Origin of the sequence: Micromonospora sp. U21 (genome assembly GCF_018070045.1) — a bacterium.
In the GTDB taxonomy this organism is placed as follows: domain Bacteria; phylum Actinomycetota; class Actinomycetes; order Mycobacteriales; family Micromonosporaceae; genus Micromonospora.
The window spans coordinates 145,888-166,793 of the sequence record NZ_JAGPYK010000013.1; the positions used below are offsets into that span (position 1 = coordinate 145,888).

A 20,906-nucleotide genomic window follows, 5' to 3' on the forward strand; every position below is an offset into this window, starting at 1 on the left:
CCGAGAGCCGTCCGGCCCCGGCAGGCTGTCACGTTCGGGGCTGCCGGAACGTCCTGTTGGCGGGAGGATGTACGCCGGGAAGACGCCGGCCGGGGAGGGGTGGGTCATGCGGGACCTGGCGACGGAGTTCGAGGTCGAGCGGGGCCGGCTGCTCGCGGTGGCCCACCGGATGCTGGGCAGCCGCAGCGAGGCCGAGGACGCGGTGCAGGAGACGTGGCTGCGCTACGCCGGGGCGCTCGCCGATCCGGCGGCCCGCGCCGAGATCCGCGAGCTGCCCGCGTGGCTGACCACCACCTGCGCCCGGATCTGCCTGGACGTGCTCCGCTCGGCCCGGGTCCGGCGTGAGGCGTACCCCGGGCAGTGGCTGCCGGAGCCGGTGGTGAGCCCGGCGGGCGCCGCGGCGCCGACCGACGGGTACGCCCCCGACCCGGCGGAGCGGGCGGTACGCACCGACCAGGTCGGTACGGCGCTGCTGGTGGTGCTGGAGCGACTCGCGCCGGAGCAGCGGGTCGCCCTCGTGCTGCACGACGTGTTCGCGGTGCCGTTCGCCCGGGTCGCCGACGTGCTCGGCACCACCGAGGTGGCCGCCCGGCAGCTCGCCTCCCGGGCCCGACGGGCGGTCACCGCACCGGACGTTCCCCGGCACACCGCCGACCCGGGCGAGCAGCGGCGCGTGCTCGAAGCGTTCGTCGCCGCCACCGAGTCCGGCGAACTGGATCCACTGCTCCGGCTGCTCGCGCCGGACGTGGTTTTCATCGGCGACTCGGGCGGGCACTTCCCGGCGGCCCGCCGGCCGGTGGTCGGCGCAGACGCGGTGGGTCGCTTCACGCTCGGCCTGTTCGGCCGGGCCGGCCGGTACGCCCACCGGGTGCTGGCGCGGCCGGTGCTGGTCGACGGTGTGCTCGGCCTCCAGTTGGAGACGGTGCACACCGACGGCCGGCCGATCCGCATGGTCACCGCGCTCGCCGTGCACGAGGGCCGGATCACCGGCGTGTTCAACCAGCTCAATCCGGAGAAGCTGACGGACCTGCCGCCGTTGGGCGACGACGACCGGTGGCCGCCGCGCTGGTGAGCCGGTCGGTCGGGCACCTGAGCGGGCTCAGACCACCAGGGCCAGCCACTTGCGGTACGAGGTGGCGAACGGCTCGGTGCCGTCGCCGAGTGCGCCGAACAGCCAGCGCGCCGCCGCCTCGGCCTCGACCACCACGTCCTCCGGGTAGCCGTACCGGGCCCGGTGCTCAGCGAACTCGTCCTCGTCGAGCAGCTCCACCAGGCCGGTGGCCCGGCGCCGGACAACGTCCAGGTCCAGGTCGATCAGGTGGACGACGTCGTCGGACTCCCAGTGGGCCGGGGTGGCGATGTCGCAGTAGACCTCGCTGGTCCGCGGTGGCGGGTTGAACATTCCCGTCCACCACGCGTGGTGCGGCACCAGCAGGACGAACGGGATCTTCTCCACCGACGGGCGGCCGTGGTAGACCGACTCGGTGCCGGCCGGCACGCCGAGCCAGATGCCGAGGTCGTCCTCGGCGAGCCGACGGGCCGGGTAGTCACGGTGGGCGCTGCCGTCGTACTTGCGGTAGATCACTCGGACCACGTCGCTCGGCATGATTCGCACCCTAACCGATACTGCCCACGCGTCGTAGCGCGGCCGTAACCGGACGCTGCCGGACGCAGCGGCGGACCGACCGGCACCACGCCACGCGGACGGATGGGCGCAGCCCGTGTCGGCCGCGACGGGTACCGTCGCACGGTGACTCCGCCCCGCACCGCCACCGGTTCCGCCACCCCGTCGGCCCGTGCCGGAAGCCGGCGACGGGGCGCCCGGCCCAGCGGGGCGGAGCTTCTCGCGGCGGCGGTCGGCGCGGTGCCCGGCGGCGCGGCGCGCCCCGGCCAGCAGGAGATGACCACGGCGATCGAGGAGTGCGTGACCAGCGGCGAGCACCTGCTCGTTCAGGCGGGCACCGGCACCGGCAAGTCGCTGGCCTACCTCGCGCCGGCGCTCACCGTGGACGGCCCGGTGGTGGTGTCCACCGCCACCCTGGCGTTGCAGTCCCAGCTGGTCGACCACGACCTGCCCCGGATGGCCGACGCGGTCGAGCCGCTCCTCGGCCGCCGGCCCACCTTCGCGGTGCTCAAGGGCCGCCACCACTACCTCTGCCTGGCCCGGCTGGACAACTCGACCGCCGAAGAGCCGGAGGACACTCTCTTCGACGCCCCGGCCACCCGCCCCGGCAGCGGGACGAAGTGGCTCGGCGAGGCGGGCCGGATGGGCAAGCAGATCGAGCGGCTGCGCGACTGGGCCGAGCGGACCGCCACCGGCGACCGGGACGAACTGGACCCGGGAGTCGACGATCAGGCCTGGCGGCTGGTGTCGATGCCGGCCCGGGAGTGCGTCGGGGCGACCCGCTGTCCGTTCGGGGCGGAGTGCTTCGCCGAGGCGTCCCGGGCCCGCGCCCGCGAGGCCGACATCGTGGTGACCAACCACAGCCTGCTCGCCGTCGACATGCTGGCCGACCGCCACATCGTGCCGCCGCACAAGCTGCTGATCGTGGACGAGGCGCACGAGCTGGCCGATCGGGTCTCCTCGGCGGCCCAGGCGGAGCTGGTGCCGGAGCTGATCGACCGGTCCACCCGCCGGGCCCGCCCGCTGCTGCGGCCGGAGACCGCCGAGGCGCTCACCGCGGCCGGCGACGCTCTCGCGGTCGGGCTGGCCGAAGCGCCGGCCGGGCGCCTCACCGCCGGGCTGCCGACGCCGCTACGGGAGGCGTGCACGCTGCTCGACGCGGCCACCCGCGCCGCACTGGACGCGATCGGCGAGGTCAAGTCCGACGACCCCGACCCGGTCCGCAAGCAGCAGGCCAAGGCGGTGCTGGACGAGCTCTCCACGACCGCCCAGCGGCTGCTTGAGGAAGCCGATCACGACGTGGCCTGGGTGGAGAAGAACGACAGCGGCAGTCGGCGGGCGCTGGTGGTCGCGCCGCTGTCGGTCGCCGGCACCCTCGCCACCCACCTGTACGACGAGCGCACCGTGGTCGCCACCTCCGCCACCCTGGCGCTGGGTGGCCGGTTCGACACGGTGGCCCGCGCTCTCGGGCTGGACGCGCCGCCGCCCGCTCCGCCGTCGCCGGCCGCCGCCGCGCTGGCCGCCCGCACCGGTCCGGGCCGCCCGGCGGCCGAGGCGCCGGGCCGCCGGCTGGCCGGCGACGCCGCACCCGGTGCCGTCGTGCCGGCGACCGAGGGTCCGGGCTGGCGGTCGCTGGATGTGGGATCGCCGTTCGACTACGCCCGGCAGGGCATCCTGTACGTCGCGGCGCACCTGCCCCGGCCAAGCGTCTCCGGGCTTCCGGAGGCGGCCGGGGAGGAGCTGCTCGCGCTGGTCGAGGCGCTCGGTGGTCGTACTCTCGGGCTCTTCTCCTCCCGGCGGGCCGCGCAGCAGGCGGCGGAGCTGCTGCGCGCGCGGACCGACCTGCCGGTGCTGCTGCAGGGCGAGGAGGCGCTGCCGCTGCTGGTCCGCCGGTTCCGCGAGGAGCGCTCCAGCTGCCTGTTCGGAGTGATGTCGCTCTGGCAGGGGGTGGACGTGCCGGGCGACGCCTGTCAGCTCGTGGTCATCGACCGGCTGCCCTTTCCGCGGCCGGACGAGCCGCTGGCGGCGGCCCGCGCGGCAGCCGTGGACGCGGGCGGCGGCTCCGGCTTCGCGGCGGTCAGCGTGCCGATCGCGGCGGTCCGGCTGGCGCAGGGCGTGGGCCGGTTGATCCGGGCGACCGGTGACCGGGGGGTGGTCGCGGTGCTCGACTCCCGGCTGGAGACCGCCCGCGGCTACGGGCCCTTCCTGCGTCGCTCACTGCCGCCGTTCTGGTACACCACCCGTCCGGAGGTGGCCCGCGGTGCGCTGCAACGCCTCGCCGGCTCCTGACCGCCCGCGCCGTCCCCGCCGTCGCTCTCCCGGGGCGGGCCGCGCCGGAGGCTGACTCGCACAACATCAGGAAAAGAGCGACCTCCGACAGCGCGGAGGCCACTCGTTCCAGGTGTGGATCTTGGGGTGGGGCGCCGGGTCAGGGAGCCTGCGCGGCGACGACCACGGCGTCGGGCGGGGTGTCCGGGACCGTCCGGGCGGCCAGCCGGCGGACCGCGGTGTTCAGCACCGCGATCAGCGGCACGGACACCAGCGCGCCGGTGATCCCGGCGAGCACCACTCCGGCGGCGATACCGATGATCACCGCGAGCGGGTGGATGGCCACCGCCCGGCCCATGATCAGCGGCTGGAGCACGTGCCCCTCCACCTGCTGCACGCCGATCACCGCGCCCAGGATGATCAACGCGGTGACCGGACCGCTGTCCACGAGCGCCACCAGCACCGCCACGCCACCGGAGAGTGCCGCACCGACGATCGGGATGAACGCGCCGAGGAAGACCAGCGCGGCCAGCGGGAAGGCGAACGGGACATCGAAGATGACCAGGAAGATGCCGATGCCCACCGCGTCGATGAAGGCCACCAGCACGGTCGCCCGGACGTAGGCACCGAGCGTGTGCCAGGAGGCGCGGCCGGCGTCATCGACCTTCCAGCGGGCGGCCACCGGCAGCAGCCGGACCAGGAAGCGCCAGATCCGGTTGCCGTCGCGCAGGAAGAAGAACGTCGCGAAGAGCACCAGCAGCGTGCCGGTCAGCACCTCGGCCAGCGTCGCCGCGGTGCTCAGCGCGCCGCTGGTGAGGTCAGAGGTGTTGGAGTTGATCCAGTCCTGCGCCTCGTCGATGTAACGGTCGAGCTGGGTGTCGGAGAGGTGCAGCGGGCCCGTCTTCAGCCAGTTCTGAATCTGCCGGACGCCCTCCGAGGACTTCTGGCTCAGCTCCGGCGCCCCCCGGATGAACTCGTTGACCACCAGGGTCAGCGTGCCGATCACGCCGGCCAGGCCGCCGACCAGCACCACCGCCGTCGCCAGCGACCGGGGCAGCCGGGCCCGCAGCAGCCAGCCCACCGCCGGCGCGAGCAGCGCGGAGAGCAGCAGCGCGATGGCCAGCGGGATGATCACGATCTTGATGGTGCCGACGATCCGGAGCAGCGCCCACGCCACCAGGCCGATCACGATCAACCGCCAGCACCAGGCGGCGGCGATCCGCAGCCCGTGCGGAACGTCGGCGTCGTCCCGGCTGGCGGTCGAGGGGTGCAGGTCCGCCGGAGGTTCCGTGCCGACGACCGTGGCCGACGGCGGCGCGGTCGGGCCCGGCGCCGCGGGCGAGGCCACCCGGGCCGGCTCGGAGGCGTCGCTCGAAGCCTTCCGATCCGCGCGTACCGACTCCCGTGACGACTGGTAGGCGCGGCGGAGCCGCCCGCGTACCCGCTCGAAGCGGCTCAAGCGCACCTCCTGGCAGAGAACGTCCGCCCACAGCGACAGGTCGGACAGCTTACGTCCGTTCCCGACACCATAGGGCAGTTCCGCCACACATTGCCCGGGCCGCCTCGGGCGTAACCACCGTCGGGCCAGCCGTCGCCGACACGGTAGCGTCTGCGGCGTGACCGCCGACCAGGATCTCGACGCCGGCCTGCCGATCCGCCTGCTGCACGACCGTGTGCTGGTGCGGATGGAGGGCAGCGAGGGCGAACGTCGCTCCACCGCCGGCATCGTCATCCCGGCGACGGCCGCGGTCGGCAAGCGCCTCGCCTGGGCGACCGCCGTCGGAGTGGGTCCGAACGTCCGCGCCATCGTGTCCGGCGACCGGGTGCTCTTCGACCCGGACGAGCGCTCCGAGGTCGAGCTGCACGGCCGGGGGTACGTGCTGCTGCGGGAGCGGGACGTCCACGCCGTTGCCGCCGAACGGATCGAGAACGACTCCACCGGCCTCTACCTCTGACACGACTCCCCCGGCCACCGCGCCGCGCCGCGCGCCGTTTGCCGGGCCGCACGGCGGGAAGCCATCCGGCGACCGTGGCCCTGGGGAGGGACGATGCCGGTATTCGTGAAGAAGCTGCTGGCCTGGGGCAGCGTCGCGTTCCTGATCTACTTCATGGCGTTCCGGCCGGACGGCGCCGCGCAGATGTTCAAGGCGATCGGGGCGGCGCTGGTGGCGATGGCCCAGGGCCTCGGTGACTTCCTCACCACCCTGATGACCTGAGCCGTCACCGGTGACCGGACGGCCAGGGCGCCGCCGGTGGGGGGCCGTACCAGCCCGGCGGGGCATATCCCACCGGAGGCGGCGGCGGGGCCAGCACCACCGGGATCGGCACCACCGGCTCCTCCGGCGCGGCCACCGGACGCTGCGAGCCGTCCGGGAAGCGCAGGTGGTAGCGACTGCCGTCCCAGACCCCGGCCGGGGCCTGCGGGTCCCGCCCCACGAAGAACGACCGGTACGCGGTGATCGCCTCCAGCAGCTCCCGCTCCTCGGTGGCCGTCCGTTCCTGGTCGGCGGGCTTGCGATCCAGGCCGCGCAGTGACCCGTCGCGCAGCAGGGCCAGTCGGGTGGCGGCGAACTGGTACCCGCGCATCGCGCGCACCCCGGCGTCCCCGGCCACCCGGCGGGCCCAGCTGCGGGCCGCGTGCCGGCGACCGAGACTGCTCAGCGCGGCCACCTCGGGCGGGCTCAGCCAGCCGGCGCGCACGTAGTCCGGCAACGTCCGCTCGGTGAGCCGTCCCTCCCAGGCGCGCAGCCACACCGCCAGCCCCACCATCGCGAAGAAGATCGGCACCATCAGGCCGAGGAAGCCGTACAGCATGATCAGCGCCTCGCCGGTGGCCTGGGTGAGCGTCGGCAGCAGGTTCCAGGTGCCGTGCAGCATCATCGCCAGCAGCAGACCGGCGACCGGGGCGAGCACCCGCACGCGCCGGTCGGCGGTGCGGGCCGCGACACCGAGCCCCACACCGGTCATCGAGGTGAACAGCGGATGGGCGAACCCGAACAGCAGGATCCGGACGATGAAGATGGCGATGACCTGCTGGGTGCCCGTCGCCGGGCCGTACCGGTCGGCGCCGGTCGCGTAGCCGTACCCGCCCAGGTAGAGGATGTTCTCCACCATGGCGAAGCCGACCGCGGAGAGCCCGCAGTAGACCAGGCCGTCGGTGATCCCGGACCACTCCCGGCGGCGGAACACCAGCAGCAGGATCGGGCCGAGGGCCTTGGTCAGCTCCTCGATGAACGGCGCCACCAGCACCCCGGTGAGCGCGGCCGGCAGCCCCCAGTCGGCGAACCGGGCCGCGGCGAACTCGTTCACGGTGAGCGAGGCGGCGGTGGAGACGAACGCTCCCCAGGCGAAACAGAAGATCAGGTACTTCAGCGGCTCCGGCTCGTACCGGTCCAGCCAGAGGAAGCAGGCGACCAGCACCGGCACCGGCAGGATGGCGGCGACCACCCCGATCAGCAGTGCCCGTACGCCGAGCGACTGGCCGAGCGTGAAGACCATGAACACCGCGCACCCGGCGATGAACAGCACCACCCCGGCCAGCACCAGGAACCGCCGCCAGCCCAGTCGGCGCAGCGGCATCCGGGGCGCCTCGCCGGAGGACGGGGCTGCGGGCGCGGGCGGCGACGGCAGAGGTGCACCGGGCGGGGTGTCGGCCATGCGGTCAGCGTAGCCATCCGTCGCCGGCTGGTCCGGGCCCATCGGCAGCCGGTATGCTGCCGACAGGTCACGAGCGCCAGCGTCAAGCCCCGGCTTGCTGGCCGGCAACCCTCGTCGAGTTCGCGGTGGGGTGCCCCGGGTGATGACCGGGCCCAGCCCGATCGGCGTGCTGGGCAAGCGCGGACCCCGTCCCGACATCGCACCCGGGGTCCCTGACCCCGGAGGTTCCGGCGTGTCCGTCACCCTCGTACCCTCGCTGCCCACCCGGTCCGGCACCGCGCCCGGGCCGGCCCCGTCGCGGCCGCTCGACGTGCTCGGCGTACCGGGTGAGATCAACCTGGACTACGCGGCCAGCGCGCCGTGCGCGCGGGCCGCCGCCGACGCGGTGGCCGAGCTGCTGCCCTGGTACGCGAGCGTGCACCGGGGCGCGGGAGCGCTGTCCCGGCGCTGCACGCTGGCCTACGAGCGGGCCCGGCAGACGGTGGGCGACTTCTTCGGCGCCCGCGCGGACGACCACTTGATCTTCACCCGCAACACCACGGACGCGCTCAACCTGCTGGCGCGGGCGGTGCCCGCCGGCACGACGGTGGTCACCTTCGCCGGCGAGCACCACGCCAACCTGCTGCCCTGGCCGCGTGGCTCGGTGCGGCTGCCGGTGCCCACCGATCCCGCCGGGGCGGTACGCGCCCTCGCCGCGGCCCTCACCGAGCTGCGCCGGGACAGCAACGCCGCGCTGCCGGTGCTGGTCGCGGTGACCGGGGCGAGCAACGTGACCGGCGAGCGCTGGCCGGTCGCCGAGCTGGCCCGGGTGGCCCACCGGCACGGGGCCCGGATCGTCCTCGACGCCGCGCAGCTCGCCCCGCACACCCCGGTCGACCTGCTCGCGCTCGACGTGGACTACCTGGCCGTCTCCGGCCACAAGCTGTACGCGCCGTTCGGCGCGGGCGTGCTGGTCGGCCGGGCGGACTGGCTGGACGCCGCTCCGCCGTACCTGGCCGGCGGCGGCGCCACCAGCCACGTCGGGCCGGCCACACACGACGTGACGTGGGCGACCGGCCCGGCACGGCACGAGGGCGGCACGCCGAACCTGCTCGGCGCGGTGGCGCTGGCCGCGGTGTGCGCGGCGCTGGCCGGGGCGGACCGGGCGGCGCTGGCCGCCAGTGAGCAGGCGTTGCTGACTCGGCTGCGGAACGGCATCGCCGCCCTGCGGCACGTGGTGGAGCTGCGCACCTTCGGCCCGGACACGCCCCGCGTCGGCATCGTCTCGTTCGTGGTCGCCGGGCGGGACTCGGCCGAGGTGGCCGCCCGGCTGGCCGCCGACCACCGGATCGGCGTCCGGGACGGGCTGTTCTGCGCCCACCCGTTGGCGCGGCGGCTGCTCACCGAGGCGGCGGGGCGCACCGGCCGGCGGGACCTGCCGCCCACCGCACTGCGCGCCAGCATCGGCCTGGGCAGCACTTCCGCTCAGGTGGACCGGCTGCTCGCCGCGCTCGCCACGCTGGGCTGAGCCGGGCCGGCCACCCTCTCAGCCGACCGGCGGGGCGGTCGGGGGTTTCGGCGTCTCACCGGGCTCGGCCGGTTCACCGACCGGTCGCTCCTGCTCCCCGAAGGCGGTGCGGATGCACCGGTTCGCCTCCTCCTGCTCGATTCCGGAGGCCACCAGCAGGTCACTCGCCGTGGTGCGGATCTGGGCGACCACCACGCTGCCCGAGAAGCCGACCCCGGCGCCGTACGCCCGACCGGCCTCGCTGACCGCCCGCAGCGACCGCTCCCGGGCCTTCTCTGGCTCCTCGCCCACGGCGAACTCGTGCTTGAGCAGACGGACCGACTCGGCGAGGTGGCTGATCGCGTCGGGCATCGGGTCCGGCACCGGTTCCTCGTCCTCGATCAGCGTGACGGACCGGCGGATCAACGTGCCGGTGTTGCGCATCGCCCGGTCGATCGGTTCCGCCGCCTCCGCGTAGTGGGTCAGCTCGTCGCGCCGGTGCCAGCGGGCCGGGGAGAGGGTGGCGGTCTCCTTCGCCCCCTCGATCGCCTCGCCCAACGTGGCCAGTTCCTCCTTGTTGTTCCGCAGCCGCTCCAGTGCCTGCTGGACGGCGGCCCGGTCCCGGTTGCGCAGCCCCTCCGCGGTGGCGTCGAGCTGGCCGGCCAGCAGGTCCAGCGCCGGTCGGGCGGCGCGATTGATCACCCGCAGCGGATTCAGCGGCAGCAGCACCGCCGTCACCAGCAGCGCGATCCCACCGCCGAGGAACGCGTCGACGAAGCGCGGAATCTCCAGATTCTGGGTCGACGGGCTCAGCGTGACGATCAGCACCGCCGTGGCCGCCGCCTGGATGACGATGGCCACGCTGGCCCCGGCGAAGATGGTGAGCAGGATCGCCACCGTGACCACCAGGCCGAGCTGCCACGCCCCGGTGCCGAGCAGGTAGATCAGGAAGTCGCCGATGGCCACCCCGATCCCCACCCCGGCAATCAGCTCCACGGTCCGGCGGAACCGCTGGCCGACCGACGCGGCCAGGGTGCCGACCGCGGAGATCGGCGCGAAGACCGGCTGCGGGTTGCCGAGCAGCCGGTGCGAGATGAAGTACGCCAGCCCGGCGGCGAGGCCGGCCTGCAGGGCCAGCCCGCCGGCCATCCGCACCCGGTGCAGCCGGTCGTGCAGGCTGGCCCGGCCGCGATGCCGCAGCTCCTCGGTGGCCTCAGCGATCCGCGCGCCGTCGACGTCCACCAACCCTTCGCGCAGCGCGGTGCGCCGCACCAACGGAGGTCGTTTGTCCCGGGCCACGGCCATGGGCGCGACTACCCGTGGCGGGCCCGCTGAATCCTCCCGCCCCGCACGTGGCGGGCGGATACGGCAGACTCGGGCGGTGGCCGATCTGCTGGAGCGGTGGCGGGCGGCGGCCCGGGGCGCCGGGGCGAGGCCCGACGCGGGCTCGACGCGGGCCGGGGAGCAGCTGCTCGCCCGCTGGCGGGAGCCGCACCGGCGCTATCACACGGTGGCCCACCTGACCGCCGTGCTCGACGTGGTGGACCGGCACGCGGGGCTGGCCGACCGGGCCGACCTGGTCCGGCTGGCGGCCTGGTGCCACGACGCGGTCTACGACCCGCGGGCCGCCGGCGACGCCAACGAACGGGACAGCGCCACGCTGGCGGGGACCGTGCTCACCGGGCTCGGGTTGCCGGCGCCCGCGGTGGCCGAGGTGCGTCGGCTGGTGCTGCTCACCGCCGGGCACGCGGCGGCGCCGGGCGACCGGGACGGCGCCCTGCTCTGCGACGCGGACCTCGCCGTGCTGGCCGCGTCGCCGGCCGCGTACGACCGCTACGCGGCCGCCGTCCGGCAGGAGTACGCACACGTGCCGGAGCCGGCCTTCCGGGCCGGGCGGGCCGCAGTGCTCACCGGGCTGCTGGCGCTGCCCGCGCTGTTCCGGCTGCCGCCGCTGGCGAGCCGGTGGGAGCAGCCGGCCCGGGCCAACCTGCGCCGCGAGCTGGCCACCCTCACCGGGTCGCCGGCGGGCGCGGGCTGACCAGGTGCTTCGGGCGACGCAGGTCGGCGTCGCGGAGCAACCGGACCAGCTCCCGGCTCGGCACCACCCGGGCCCCGAGCCACACCGCCGCCGCGAACCGGTCGGCCGGGATGTCGTAGTGGTCGCGGTCGAAACCGCGCCGGGGCGCGCCCAGCGCCTCCGCGAAGGCGTGCAGCTCGGCGTACGAGACGTCGCTGATCAGATGTGACCAGAGCCGACCGCGCCACGGCCAGGCAGGCCGGTCCAGGTAGAGCATGGTGCCCAAGCTAGCCCGCGCAGTCGATCATGTTGATGATCGGCGGCCGGCGACCTAGCCTCAGCTGCATGGCCCCCACCCCACTTCTCGACGAGCTGCGCGCCGCACTGGGCGAGAACGCCGTGCTCACCGACCCGGACCTGCTGCGCGTGCACGAGCGGGACGAGGCCGACCTCTGCGCGGCCGGCACCCCGCTCGTGGTGACCCGTCCGCGCAGCACCGAGCAGGTGGTCGCGGTGGTCCGGGCGGCGGCCCGACACGGCGTACCCGTGGTGCCGCAGGGCGCGCGGACCGGGCTGGCCGGCGCGGCGAACGCGATGGACGGCGCGGTGGTGCTGAGCACCGTCGCGATGGACGAGATCCGGGAGATCGACCCGGTGAGCCGGATCGCGGTGGTCCAGCCCGGGGTGGTCAACGCGACGCTGGCTGCGGCGGTCGGCAGGCAGGGCCTCTGGTACCCGCCGGACCCCGGCTCCTGGGAGTCGTCCACCATCGGCGGCAACGTGGCCACCAACGCCGGCGGCATGTGCTGCGTCAAGTACGGCGTGACCACCGAGTACGTGCTCGGCCTGGAGGTGGTGCTCGCCTCCGGCGAGGTGCTGCGCACCGGCCGGCGTACCGCCAAGGGAGTGGCCGGCTACGACCTGACCCGGCTCTTCGTCGGCTCGGAGGGCACCCTCGGGGTGATCACCGAGGTGACCGTGGCGCTGCGGCCCGCACCGGCCGACTCGCTGACCCTGGTGGCGGTCTTCCCGTCCACCGCGGCGGCCGGCGCGGCGGTGGCCGCGATCGCCGCCCGGGGGCTCACTCCCAGCCTGCTGGAACTGCTCGACCAGACCCACCTGCGGGCCATCGAGGCGTATCAGCCGATGGGGCTGCGGACGGACGCGCAGGCCCTGCTGCTGGCCGCCGCGGACACCGGCAGCCGGGCCGCCGACGACCTGGCCGGCCTCGCTGAGGTGTGCGAGGCGGCCGGCGCCGACGAGGTCTACGCGGCCACCGACGCGGTGGAGGCGGCGGCGCTGTTGCAGGCCCGGCGGCTCGCCCACCCGGCGATGGAGAAGTTCGCCGCCGACGCGTACCCGGATGGCAACGGCGGTCTGGTGATCGACGATGTGGCGGTGCCGCGCGGTTCGCTCGCCGCGCTGCTGGACGGGGTGGCCCGGATCGCGGCGGAGTGCGAGGTGCCGATCGGCGTGGTGGGGCACGCCGGGGACGGCAACATGCACCCGAACATCGTGGTCGACCGCGCCGACCCGGCGAGCGTGGAGCGGGGTCGGCGGGCGTTCGACGAGATCATGCGACTCGGCCTGGATCTGGGCGGCACGTGCACCGGCGAACACGGGGTGGGGCTGCTCAAGCGGGACTGGCTGGCCCGGGAGATCGGCCCGGTCGGGGTCCGGGTGCACCAGGCGATCAAGTCGGCGCTGGACCCGGCGGGCCTGCTCAACCCCGGCAAGGTGCTCTGACCAGGTCGGGGTGCGACTCGGCGCCCCGGTGCGCGATCAGCCGACGACCTCGGCCGGGGTCGCCTGGGTGAGCAGCAGCAGGATCTCCCCGGCGACCGGCGGGCGCTCCTCGCCCGGGCAGTCCTGCGAGGTGATCAGCCCGGCGGAGGTGAGCAGGCTGGAGGTCAGCGCGTCGATGCAGGTGACCCGGTACTGCCGGACCTGATCGGTCTCCTTCGCCAGCTTCGGGTCGGCCAGCAGGACCTGGAGCCGTTCGGTCTGCTCCGGGGCGAGCGTGCCGCGGGAGGTGACGCCGTCACCAGCGCAGTCGAGGCACTGCCACGTGCCGTCCCGCTCGACGCTCAGCGTGCGTATCGGGCCGTCCGCGCCGAGCCGCTGCAGGAGGCTGACCTGACCCGCGGCGACCGTCGTCGGGATCTCGGGCACCGGCCCGCCGGCTGCCGTACCGACCGGCGGTTGCGCATTCGGAGTGTCCCGGGTGTCCCGGTCGAGCAGCGAACACCCGGTGAGGGCACCGGCGAGCGCCGTGGCGAGAAGCGGAATGAGCAGGCGGGAGCGCGCGCGGGAAAGCACGCGCGGAAACCTACCCCACCGTGGATAGCAGCCGAAACCACCATCCGGGCCGGTATCGATGGTTACCCTTCGGTAACGTTTCTTTTCGTCACCGAGCGGACGGGCGCAACTCGGCCTGATCGTCATCGCCACCCCGGTCGGCCGCGTAACCCCGCACATCCGGGGCGCCCAGCCGGGCCGCGTCCGCGGCAGCGTCGTCCGGCATCAGCTGTGACTGCCGTTCCGCCTCCACCCGGGCGCGGTAGTGCTCGACCTCGCGGGCCCGGGTGGCCGCGTCCCACCCGAGCACCGCGCCCATCAGCTCGGCGGTGTGCTCCGCCGACTCGAGCCCCCGGTGGCTGGTCTCGAAGGAGATCCGGGTACGCCGGGTCAGCACGTCCTCCAGGTGCAGTGCGCCCTCGGCCCGCGCCGCGTAGGCGACCTCCGCGGCCAGGTACTCCGGCGCGCCGGCCAGCGGAGAGGCGAGCAGTGGGTCGGCGTCGATCAGCGCGAGCAGATCCAGGGTGAGGGTGCCGTACCGCTCCAGCAGATGCTCCACCACGCCCACCGGTACGCCGTGCCGCCGGGCCAGGTCGGCCCGGTCCCGCCACATGGCCGGGTACCCGTCCGCGCCGAGCAGCGGCAGGTCGGCGGTGCGTGACGGGCGGGCTCCGCCCAGCCGGCGGGCGGCCCGGTCCACCACGTCGGAGGCCATGACCCGGTACGTCGTGTACTTGCCACCGGCGACCAGCAGCAGCCCGAGCATCGGCTCGAAGACCGCGTGCTCGCGGGAGAGCTTCGAGGTGGAGTCGGCCTCACCGGCCAGCAGCGGCCGCAGCCCGGCGTAGACACCCTCGATGTCGGCGGTGGTCAGGGGCCGGTCCAGCACGGCGTTGACCTGCTGCAACAGGTAGTCGATGTCGCGGGCCGACGCCGCCGGGTGGGACCGGTCCAGCCGCCAGTCGGTGTCGGTGGTGCCGATGATCCAGTGCCCGCCCCACGGGATGACGAAGAGCACCGAACTCGCCGTACGCAGGATGAGCCCGGTCTCGCCGGTGATCGCCGAGCGGGGCACCACCAGGTGCACCCCCTTTGAGGCGCGCACCCGGACGCCGGGCCGCAGGCCCACGTCGTTGAGCATCCGGGACATGTCGTCGCTCCACACGCCGGTGGCGGCGATGACCGTGCGGGCCTGCACCTCGAACTCGGCGTCCGGAGAGCCGGCCGGCGCCTCCAGGTCGCGGACCCGGACGCCGGTCACCTCGCGGGCCTGCCGGATCAGCCCCACCGCGCGGGCGCTGCTCACCACCGTGGCGCCGAGGCTGGCCGCCGTGCGGGCCAGGGTGACGACCAGCCGGGCGTCGTCGACCTGCCCGTCGTAGTAGCGGATCGCTCCGGCCAGCGCGTCGGCCCGCAGGCTCGGGAAGATCCGCCGGGCCCCCTCCCGGGTCAGGTGCCGGTGCAGCGGCATACCGCGGCCACCGCCGAAGACACCGGCGAAGGCGTCGTAGGTGGCCACGCCGGCGCCGTAGTACGAGCGGCGGAAGATGCGGGCGGGCAGACCCCGCAGCCCGCTGTCGGCCGGCAGCGGCACCAGGAACGGCACCGGGCGGACCAGGTGCGGCGCGAGCCGGGTGGCCAGCAGGCCCCGCTCGGTGAGCGCCTCGTGGACCAGATGGAACTCCAACTGCTCCAGGTAGCGCAGGCCGCCGTGGATGAGCTTGCTGGACCGGCTGGAGGTGCCCGCGGCGAGGTCGCGCGCCTCGACCAGTGCCACCTTCAGACCCCGGGACGCCGCGTCCAGGGCAGCGCCGGCACCGGTCACCCCACCCCCGATGACCAGCACGTCGAAGCGCTCCGCGCGGAGTCGGCGCAGGTCGGCGGCCCGGCGCACCGGCGAGAGCTGCCCGGCCACGGAGCGGGAGATGTTGGGGTCGCGCACCTGTCCACCGTAACCGCCGTGGCCAGCGTGTCGACATGCGCCGCCCGCCCCGTACTGTGCGAGTCATGCAGGTCGGCTCTCCGTCACCCGCTGGTCAACCGCCGCCCTACCAGCCGTCGCTCCCGAGCCGGTCCAACCCGTGGCCGGTGGTCGCGGCCGTGCTGGCCGGCGGCTGGACAGTGGCGGTGACCGTGGCCACCCAGGCGGGTGGCTGGGTCACCGACCAGGTGCTGCTGGGCTTCGGGCGGGACCAGGTGGGCTGGCTCTGGCCGGTGCTGGGCCTGGCCACCGTCGCACTGGTGGGCACGCCGGCGCTGCTGCTCGCCCTGCTGCCCCGTTCGGCCGCGGTCCGGGCCACCGGGCGAGCCTGGCTGGCCGCGGCGCTCGCGCTCGGGGTGCTCACGCTGCTGCGGATCGTGCCGCCGGTGCACCACGAGGCGTACCTGGCCGCGCTGGCCGGTGCGGCGGCGCTCACCGCGCTGGTCCTGCGCTGGTCGGCACGCCGGTCGGCGTCCGCCGGGCCGGCCGGCCCGGGAGCCCGCGCGGCGACCGGCCCGGTGCCGCTGCTCGCGGTCGCCGCCGGGCTGGCGCTGCTGCTGCCCTGGGTCTGGCTGGGCGCGCTCGGTGGGCTGCTGGAGACCGCGCTGGCCCTGTTGGCGGCGGCCGCGCTGGGGGTGCTCGCCGCGACGCTGCTGGACGCCCCCTTCTGGTCCCGGTTCGCGGTCGGCGAGCCGCCCCGGCCGGCCCGGTTGGTGCTGGTCGGCGGCCTGGTCGCCGGGGTGGCGCTGCTGCTGCTCGCCGCCGGCGCCGGCCAGTCCGGTGCGCAGCTACCCGCGTTGCTGACCGTGCCGCCGGTGGGTTTCGCACTGGCCGCCCTGTGGGCCGCGACCTGGCGACCGGCCGCCGACGGGGCGGCGGACGCGCCCGACCGGGCGACGGACGCCGTGCACGCCGGCCGGGCCGCTACCGGCTGGCTGGTGGGTCTGGCCATGATCGGCCCGCTGGCCTTCACCGACCCGGAAGAGATCACCCTGCTGTTGATCGGCACCCGCGACGTGCCGTTCTGGGTGGCGGCCGCCGCCGGTGCCGGGCTGGCCGCCGCGGCCCTGGTCGCCATCGGATACGCGGTGCTGCTGGCCCGACCGGGGGCCCGTACCCCGAACCGGCGGGTCGCCGCGTTCACCGCGGTGGTGCTGCTGGTCGCGGTGGGCGTGGTCGACCTCGGGCCCGGTCAGCCCGGCCTGCACGGCGAGCGGCTGCTCGTGGTGCTGCGCGAGCAGGCCGACCTGACCGGCCTGCCGGCGGGCGCACCGGGCCGGGCCGGACGGGACACCCGGGCGGCTGAGGTGTACCGGCGACTCGTGACCACCGCCGACCGGAGCCAGACCGACCTGCGCCGGGAGCTGACCCGTCTGCGACTCGATCCGGTGCCGTACTACCTGGTGAACGCGGTCGAGGTGGACGGCGGTCCGGCGGTGCGGGCCTGGCTGGCGCGCCGTCCGGAGGTGGCACGGGTGCTGGTCAGCCAGCGACTGCGGCCACTGCCGGCCCCGGCCGGGCAGAACCGGGGTACCGCGGCCGCGCCGACCGGCCCGGAGTGGAACATCCGCCAACTCGGCGCCGACCGGGTCTGGTCGCAGCTCGGCGTGACCGGCGCGGGCATGGTGGTGGGCAGTTCGGATTCGGGTGTGGACGGCACCCATCCGGCGCTGCGGGCCGGGTTCCGCGGCGCGGACGACTCCTGGTACGACCCGTGGGACGGCACCCGGACCCCGACCGACCAGGGCGGACACGGCACCCACACGGTGGGCAGCGCGGTCGGTCGGGGCGGCATCGGGGTGGCGCCCGACGCGCAGTGGGTGGGCTGCGTCAACCTGGACCGAAACCTGGGCAGCCCGGGCCACTACCTGGACTGCCTCCAGTTCATGCTGGCACCCTTCCCGACCGGCGGCGACCCGTTCACCGACGGCCGGCCGGAACGGGCCCCACAGGTGCTGACCAACTCGTGGGGCTGCCCGCCCATCGAGGGCTGCGACCGGACCGTGCTGCGGCCGGCCACCGCCGCGCTGGACGCCGCCGGGATCTTCGTGGTCGCCGCCGCCGGCAACACCGGCCCGTGGTGCGCGTCGATCGACGACCCACCAGCGCCGTATTCGGACGTGCTGACCGTGGGCGCGGTCGACGCACAGCGGCGGGTGGCCCAGTTCTCCTCGCGCGGGCCGGTGCCGGGTGGCCCGGGCAAACCGGACGTGCTGGCGCCGGGCGTGGGCGTGGTGTCGGCCATGCCGGGCGGCGGGTACGCCGCACTCGATGGCACCTCGATGGCGACCCCGCAGGTGGCCGGGGTGGTCGCGCTGATGTGGTCGGCCAACCCGGCGCTGGTCGGCGACCTGGCCCGGACCCGGCAGATCCTGCGGGACACCGCGACGCCGGCCGTGCCGACCTACCGCTCCAGCAACCCGGCCGACGCCTGCGGCGGCCCAGCGAACGTCACGGGGGCCGGCCAGGTCGACGCGTACGCCGCCGTCCGCGCCGCCCAGCAGTAAGGAAGGGCACCTTATTGACGCCTGCGGTAGTAGAAGGGCCCCTATTGACACGACGGGCGGAAGTACGAACCAACACCCGGTGATCTAGGGTCGGCCACCATGGACGCCGACATCACCGTTACCGAGCTGACCCCCGACCTGGCTGCCGCCGCGGTGCGGCTCTGTACGCAGGCGCTCGATCTGCCCGAGGACGCCGTCGAGGCCGCCTCCATCGTGGACGCGCTCTGGCGGCGGGCCGCCGCCGACCGGCTGGTGGTCGGGCTGGGCGCGTACCGGGGGACGGATCTGGTCGGGGTGCTGCTCTGTTCGGTGTCGTCGGCCGACCCGACTCTCGGGCACGTGGACCTGGTCGCGGTGCTTCGCGAGCACCGTCGTCGGGGCGTCGGACGGGCACTGCTGAAGCGGGCCGAACGGGTGCTCGCCGAGCTCGGGGTGACCGAGGTGCTGCTGGCCGGGAACCCGCCGTACTACGCCTGGCCGGGCATCGACGTGCGCTACACGCCGGCGGTCTGCGCCGCCCTGGCGCTCGGCTACCAGCAGGACCGGACCGCCTGGAACATGACCGCCGACCTGTCGTACGACGGGTCGCCGGCGTTGCGGTCCACCGAGGCGGCGGAGCGGCGGCTGGCCGGGCGGGGGATCACGGTACGCCGGGCGGAGCCGACGGACCTGCCGGCGCTGGCGGCGTTCGCCCGGTCCACCTTCGGGGGTGCGTGGGACGGCGAGTTGGCCGGGTCGGTGGGTCGCGACGGCGCCGGTTGCCACCTGGCGGAGCGGGAGGGCGAGCTGCTCGGTTTCGCCGCGTACGGGTCGTCCCGGCCGAGCTGGTTCGGGCCGATGGGCACCGCGCCGGCCGCCGAGGGTTCGGGCATTGGCGGGGTGCTGCTGCGTCGCTGTCTGCGTGATCAGCGGGAATCGGGGCTGGACCGGGCCCAGATCGGCTGGGTGGGGCCGGTGCCGTTCTACTCCGGCAGCGCCGGCGCCCGGATCGAGCGGGTCTTTTTCCTGTACCGGCGGACACTGGACGCTAAATAAGGGCGAATAGGATATAGACCCAGATAATGCCATTCGCCCGCGTCGGGCATCGACGCCCCCTACCGTTTCGGTAGAGGAGGCAGCCATGACCACGGATGACGACCAGACCGAGGACGGCCCGCCCGTCACCTGGAAACCGGTCGGCGAACTCCCCGGCCAACTGCCGTGCGACCGGCTCGACTACGGCGACGCCGAGCAGTTGGCCGAGATGAGCACCAACGGCGAGCCGGTGGCCGAGGAGCCACAGGAAATGGTGGACGCACCGATCCAACTGCCCCCGCCGTACGACCGGGCGCATAAGCGGCGCAATCAGCGTCCGCTACCCACCTGACGACGAACGGGGCGGACCGCGTCAGCGGCCCGCCCCGTTCCGTGTCGGAACTGGACTCAGAAGTCCATGTCCCCGCCACCCGGGCCAGCCGGGGCAGCCGGGGTCTTCTCCGGCTTGTCCGCGACGACGGCCTCGGTGGTGAGGAAGAGCGCCGCGATGGAAGCGGCGTTCTGCAGCGCCGACCGGGTCACCTTGGCCGGGTCGATGATGCCCGCGGCCAGCAGGTCGACGTACTCGCCGTTGGCGGCGTTGAGGCCGTGACCCGCTTCGAGGTTACGAACCTTCTCCACCACGACGCCGCCCTCGAGGCCGGCGTTGACGGCGATCTGCCGCAGCGGGGCGTCCAGCGCGACCTTGACGATGTTGGCACCGGTCGCCTCGTCGCCGACCAGGTCCAGCTTGTCGAAGGCGGTCTTGCCGGCCTGCACCAGCGCGACGCCACCACCCGGGACGATGCCCTCCTCGACGGCAGCCTTCGCGTTGCGAACGGCGTCCTCGATGCGGTGCTTGCGCTCCTTGAGCTCGACCTCGGTGGCCGCGCCGACCTTGATCACCGCAACGCCGCCGGCCAGCTTGGCCAGCCGCTCCTGCAGCTTCTCCCGGTCGTAGTCGGAGTCGCTCTTGTCGATCTCGGCCCGGATCTGGTTGACCCGGCCCTGGATCTGCTCGGCGTCGCCGGCACCGTCGACGATGGTGGTCTCGTCCTTGGTCACCACGACCTTGCGGGCGCGGCCCAGCATGTCGACGCTGGCGGCGTCGAGCTTGAGGCCGACCTCCTCGCTGATGACCTGGCCACCGGCGAGGATGGCGATGTCGGTCAGCATGGCCTTGCGGCGGTCACCGAAGCCCGGCGCCTTGACGGCGACCGACTTGAAGGTGCCCCGAACCTTGTTGACCACCAGGGTGGCCAGGGCCTCGCCCTCCAGGTCCTCGGCGATGATCAGCAGCGACTTGCCCGACTGCATGACCTTCTCGAGGATCGGGAGCAGGTCCTTCACCGACGAGATCTTGCTGTTGGCGATCAGGATGTACGGGTCGTCGAAGACGGCCTCCATACGCTCCGGGTCGGTCATGAAGTAGGCCGAGATGTAGCCCTTGTCGAAGCGCATACCCTCGGTGAGCTCCAGCTCCAGCCCGAAGGTGTTGCTCTCCTCGACGGTGATGACGCCTTCCTTGCCGACCTTGTCCATCGCCTCGGCGATGATCTCGCCGACGGTGCCGTCGCCAGCAGAGATGGAGGCGGTGGAGGCGATCTGCTCCTTGGTCTCGACGTCCTTGGCGAGCTTGGACAGCTCCTCAGAGACGCTCGCGACCGCGGCCTCGATGCCCCGCTTCAGGGCCATCGGGTTGGCGCCAGCGGCCACGTTGCGCAGGCCCTCGCGAACCAGGGCCTGGGCCAGGACGGTCGCCGTCGTCGTGCCGTCACCGGCAACGTCGTCGGTCTTCTTGGCGACCTCCTTGACCAGCTCAGCGCCGATCTTCTCGTACGGGTCCTCGAGCTCGATCTCCTTGGCGATGCTCACACCATCGTTGGTGATGGTGGGGGCACCCCACTTCTTCTCGAGCACGACGTTGCGGCCCTTGGGGCCGAGGGTCACCTTTACGGCGTCGGCGAGCTGGTTCATGCCCCGCTCGAGGCCGCGGCGCGCCTCTTCGTCGAACGCGATCATCTTGGCCATACGGCGTTGTCCTCCTGGACACT

18 protein-coding genes and 1 riboswitch are annotated in these 20,906 nt (G+C 74.2%); of the genes, 10 read left to right on the forward strand and 8 right to left on the reverse strand.

What is annotated here, in order from left to right; all coding sequences use genetic code 11:
* Positions 1 to 106 precede the first annotated feature (106 nt).
* A complete protein-coding gene (sigJ, locus tag KBX63_RS18985; protein WP_210912560.1) occupies positions 107 to 1,072 on the forward strand; it encodes an RNA polymerase sigma factor SigJ in 966 nt (321 codons plus the stop codon).
* Between the two features lie 27 nt (positions 1,073 to 1,099).
* Here the strand turns inward: sigJ and KBX63_RS18990 are convergent, their stop codons facing one another.
* Positions 1,100 to 1,606 carry a DUF402 domain-containing protein gene (locus KBX63_RS18990; RefSeq protein ID WP_210912561.1) on the reverse strand — a complete coding sequence of 169 codons (507 nt, stop codon included), beginning with the start codon at positions 1,604 to 1,606 and terminating at the stop codon, positions 1,100 to 1,102.
* A gap of 102 nt (positions 1,607 to 1,708) precedes the next feature.
* Between KBX63_RS18990 and KBX63_RS18995 the strand changes: the two genes are divergently transcribed.
* Positions 1,709 to 3,913 (forward strand): ATP-dependent DNA helicase, encoded by a 2,205-nt coding sequence (locus tag KBX63_RS18995; protein ID WP_210912562.1) that lies wholly within the window; start codon positions 1,709 to 1,711, stop codon positions 3,911 to 3,913.
* A 139-nt stretch (positions 3,914 to 4,052) separates the two neighbouring features.
* Here the strand turns inward: KBX63_RS18995 and KBX63_RS19000 are convergent, their stop codons facing one another.
* Positions 4,053 to 5,399, reverse strand: a complete 1,347-nt coding sequence (locus KBX63_RS19000) for an AI-2E family transporter (protein WP_374102246.1) — start codon at positions 5,397 to 5,399, stop codon at positions 4,053 to 4,055.
* A 109-nt stretch (positions 5,400 to 5,508) separates the two neighbouring features.
* On the opposite strand from KBX63_RS19000, the gene KBX63_RS19005 reads away from it, so the two are divergent.
* On the forward strand, positions 5,509 to 5,847 hold the full coding sequence (locus tag KBX63_RS19005; RefSeq protein WP_074314920.1) for a co-chaperone GroES: 339 nt from the start codon (positions 5,509 to 5,511) through the stop codon (positions 5,845 to 5,847).
* Positions 5,848 to 5,940: 93 nt separating this feature from the next.
* Positions 5,941 to 6,108: a hypothetical protein gene (locus KBX63_RS19010; RefSeq protein WP_210912563.1), complete on the forward strand. Its 168-nt coding sequence runs from the start codon at positions 5,941 to 5,943 to the stop codon at positions 6,106 to 6,108.
* Positions 6,109 to 6,112: 4 nt separating this feature from the next.
* On the opposite strand, the gene KBX63_RS19015 is transcribed toward KBX63_RS19010, so the two are convergent.
* Positions 6,113 to 7,591, reverse strand: coding sequence for a PrsW family intramembrane metalloprotease (locus KBX63_RS19015; protein WP_210912564.1), 1,479 nt, complete (start codon positions 7,589 to 7,591; stop codon positions 6,113 to 6,115).
* A gap of 23 nt (positions 7,592 to 7,614) precedes the next feature.
* A riboswitch (SAM riboswitch) is annotated at positions 7,615 to 7,735 on the forward strand.
* Between the two features lie 70 nt (positions 7,736 to 7,805).
* Here KBX63_RS19015 and KBX63_RS19020 point away from each other — a divergent pair.
* On the forward strand, positions 7,806 to 9,056 hold the full coding sequence (locus KBX63_RS19020; RefSeq protein ID WP_210912589.1) for an aminotransferase class V-fold PLP-dependent enzyme: 1,251 nt from the start codon (positions 7,806 to 7,808) through the stop codon (positions 9,054 to 9,056).
* An 18-nt stretch (positions 9,057 to 9,074) separates the two neighbouring features.
* Here the strand turns inward: KBX63_RS19020 and KBX63_RS19025 are convergent, their stop codons facing one another.
* A complete protein-coding gene (locus KBX63_RS19025; RefSeq protein ID WP_307871762.1) occupies positions 9,075 to 10,277 on the reverse strand; it encodes an FUSC family protein in 1,203 nt (400 codons plus the stop codon).
* Between the two features lie 139 nt (positions 10,278 to 10,416).
* On the opposite strand from KBX63_RS19025, the gene KBX63_RS19030 reads away from it, so the two are divergent.
* Entirely contained in the window at positions 10,417 to 11,073 is a 657-nt protein-coding gene (locus tag KBX63_RS19030; protein ID WP_210912565.1) for a metal-dependent phosphohydrolase, read from the forward strand.
* On the opposite strand, the gene KBX63_RS19035 is transcribed toward KBX63_RS19030, so the two are convergent.
* Positions 11,045 to 11,329: a DUF4031 domain-containing protein gene (locus KBX63_RS19035; protein WP_210912566.1), complete on the reverse strand. Its 285-nt coding sequence runs from the start codon at positions 11,327 to 11,329 to the stop codon at positions 11,045 to 11,047. The genes KBX63_RS19030 and KBX63_RS19035 overlap by 29 nt on opposite strands.
* Before the next feature lie 68 nt (positions 11,330 to 11,397).
* Between KBX63_RS19035 and KBX63_RS19040 the strand changes: the two genes are divergently transcribed.
* On the forward strand, positions 11,398 to 12,798 hold the full coding sequence (locus KBX63_RS19040) for an FAD-binding oxidoreductase (RefSeq protein ID WP_210912567.1): 1,401 nt from the start codon (positions 11,398 to 11,400) through the stop codon (positions 12,796 to 12,798).
* A 36-nt stretch (positions 12,799 to 12,834) separates the two neighbouring features.
* Here the strand turns inward: KBX63_RS19040 and KBX63_RS19045 are convergent, their stop codons facing one another.
* Positions 12,835 to 13,371 (reverse strand): hypothetical protein, encoded by a 537-nt coding sequence (locus KBX63_RS19045; RefSeq protein ID WP_210912568.1) that lies wholly within the window; start codon positions 13,369 to 13,371, stop codon positions 12,835 to 12,837.
* A gap of 88 nt (positions 13,372 to 13,459) precedes the next feature.
* The gene (locus tag KBX63_RS19050) at positions 13,460 to 15,277 is read right to left on the reverse strand and encodes a glycerol-3-phosphate dehydrogenase/oxidase (RefSeq protein WP_210912591.1); all 1,818 of its coding nucleotides are present in this window, start codon (positions 15,275 to 15,277) and stop codon (positions 13,460 to 13,462) included.
* Positions 15,278 to 15,357: 80 nt separating this feature from the next.
* Here KBX63_RS19050 and KBX63_RS19055 point away from each other — a divergent pair, with 80 nt between their 5' ends.
* The 3 genes from KBX63_RS19055 to KBX63_RS19065 all read left to right on the forward strand — a co-directional run bounded on the left by KBX63_RS19055 (position 15,358) and on the right by KBX63_RS19065 (position 19,204).
* Positions 15,358 to 17,838 carry a S8 family serine peptidase gene (locus tag KBX63_RS19055; protein WP_210912569.1) on the forward strand — a complete coding sequence of 827 codons (2,481 nt, stop codon included), beginning with the start codon at positions 15,358 to 15,360 and terminating at the stop codon, positions 17,836 to 17,838.
* A 99-nt stretch (positions 17,839 to 17,937) separates the two neighbouring features.
* Positions 17,938 to 18,873: a GNAT family N-acetyltransferase gene (locus tag KBX63_RS19060; protein ID WP_210912570.1), complete on the forward strand. Its 936-nt coding sequence runs from the start codon at positions 17,938 to 17,940 to the stop codon at positions 18,871 to 18,873.
* A gap of 85 nt (positions 18,874 to 18,958) precedes the next feature.
* Positions 18,959 to 19,204 (forward strand): hypothetical protein, encoded by a 246-nt coding sequence (locus KBX63_RS19065; protein ID WP_210912571.1) that lies wholly within the window; start codon positions 18,959 to 18,961, stop codon positions 19,202 to 19,204.
* Positions 19,205 to 19,260: 56 nt separating this feature from the next.
* Here KBX63_RS19065 and groL read toward each other — a convergent pair whose 3' ends face one another.
* Positions 19,261 to 20,883, reverse strand: coding sequence for a chaperonin GroEL (groL, locus tag KBX63_RS19070; RefSeq protein ID WP_210912572.1), 1,623 nt, complete (start codon positions 20,881 to 20,883; stop codon positions 19,261 to 19,263).
* Positions 20,884 to 20,906: the final 23 nt, after the last annotated feature.

Coding starts and splice junctions, on each gene's coding strand:
- sigJ (WP_210912560.1), top strand. CDS start 107: ATGCGGGACCTGGCGACGGAGTTCGAGGTCGAGCGGGGCCGGCTGCTC.
- KBX63_RS18990 (WP_210912561.1), bottom strand. CDS start 1,606: ATGCCGAGCGACGTGGTCCGAGTGATCTACCGCAAGTACGACGGCAGC.
- KBX63_RS18995 (WP_210912562.1), top strand. CDS start 1,709: ATGGGCGCAGCCCGTGTCGGCCGCGACGGGTACCGTCGCACGGTGACT.
- KBX63_RS19010 (WP_210912563.1), top strand. CDS start 5,941: ATGCCGGTATTCGTGAAGAAGCTGCTGGCCTGGGGCAGCGTCGCGTTC.
- KBX63_RS19015 (WP_210912564.1), bottom strand. CDS start 7,591: ATGGGCCCGGACCAGCCGGCGACGGATGGCTACGCTGACCGCATGGCC.
- KBX63_RS19035 (WP_210912566.1), bottom strand. CDS start 11,329: ATGCTCTACCTGGACCGGCCTGCCTGGCCGTGGCGCGGTCGGCTCTGG.
- KBX63_RS19040 (WP_210912567.1), top strand. CDS start 11,398: ATGGCCCCCACCCCACTTCTCGACGAGCTGCGCGCCGCACTGGGCGAG.
- KBX63_RS19055 (WP_210912569.1), top strand. CDS start 15,358: ATGCAGGTCGGCTCTCCGTCACCCGCTGGTCAACCGCCGCCCTACCAG.
- KBX63_RS19060 (WP_210912570.1), top strand. CDS start 17,938: ATGGACGCCGACATCACCGTTACCGAGCTGACCCCCGACCTGGCTGCC.
- KBX63_RS19065 (WP_210912571.1), top strand. CDS start 18,959: ATGACCACGGATGACGACCAGACCGAGGACGGCCCGCCCGTCACCTGG.
- groL (WP_210912572.1), bottom strand. CDS start 20,883: ATGGCCAAGATGATCGCGTTCGACGAAGAGGCGCGCCGCGGCCTCGAG.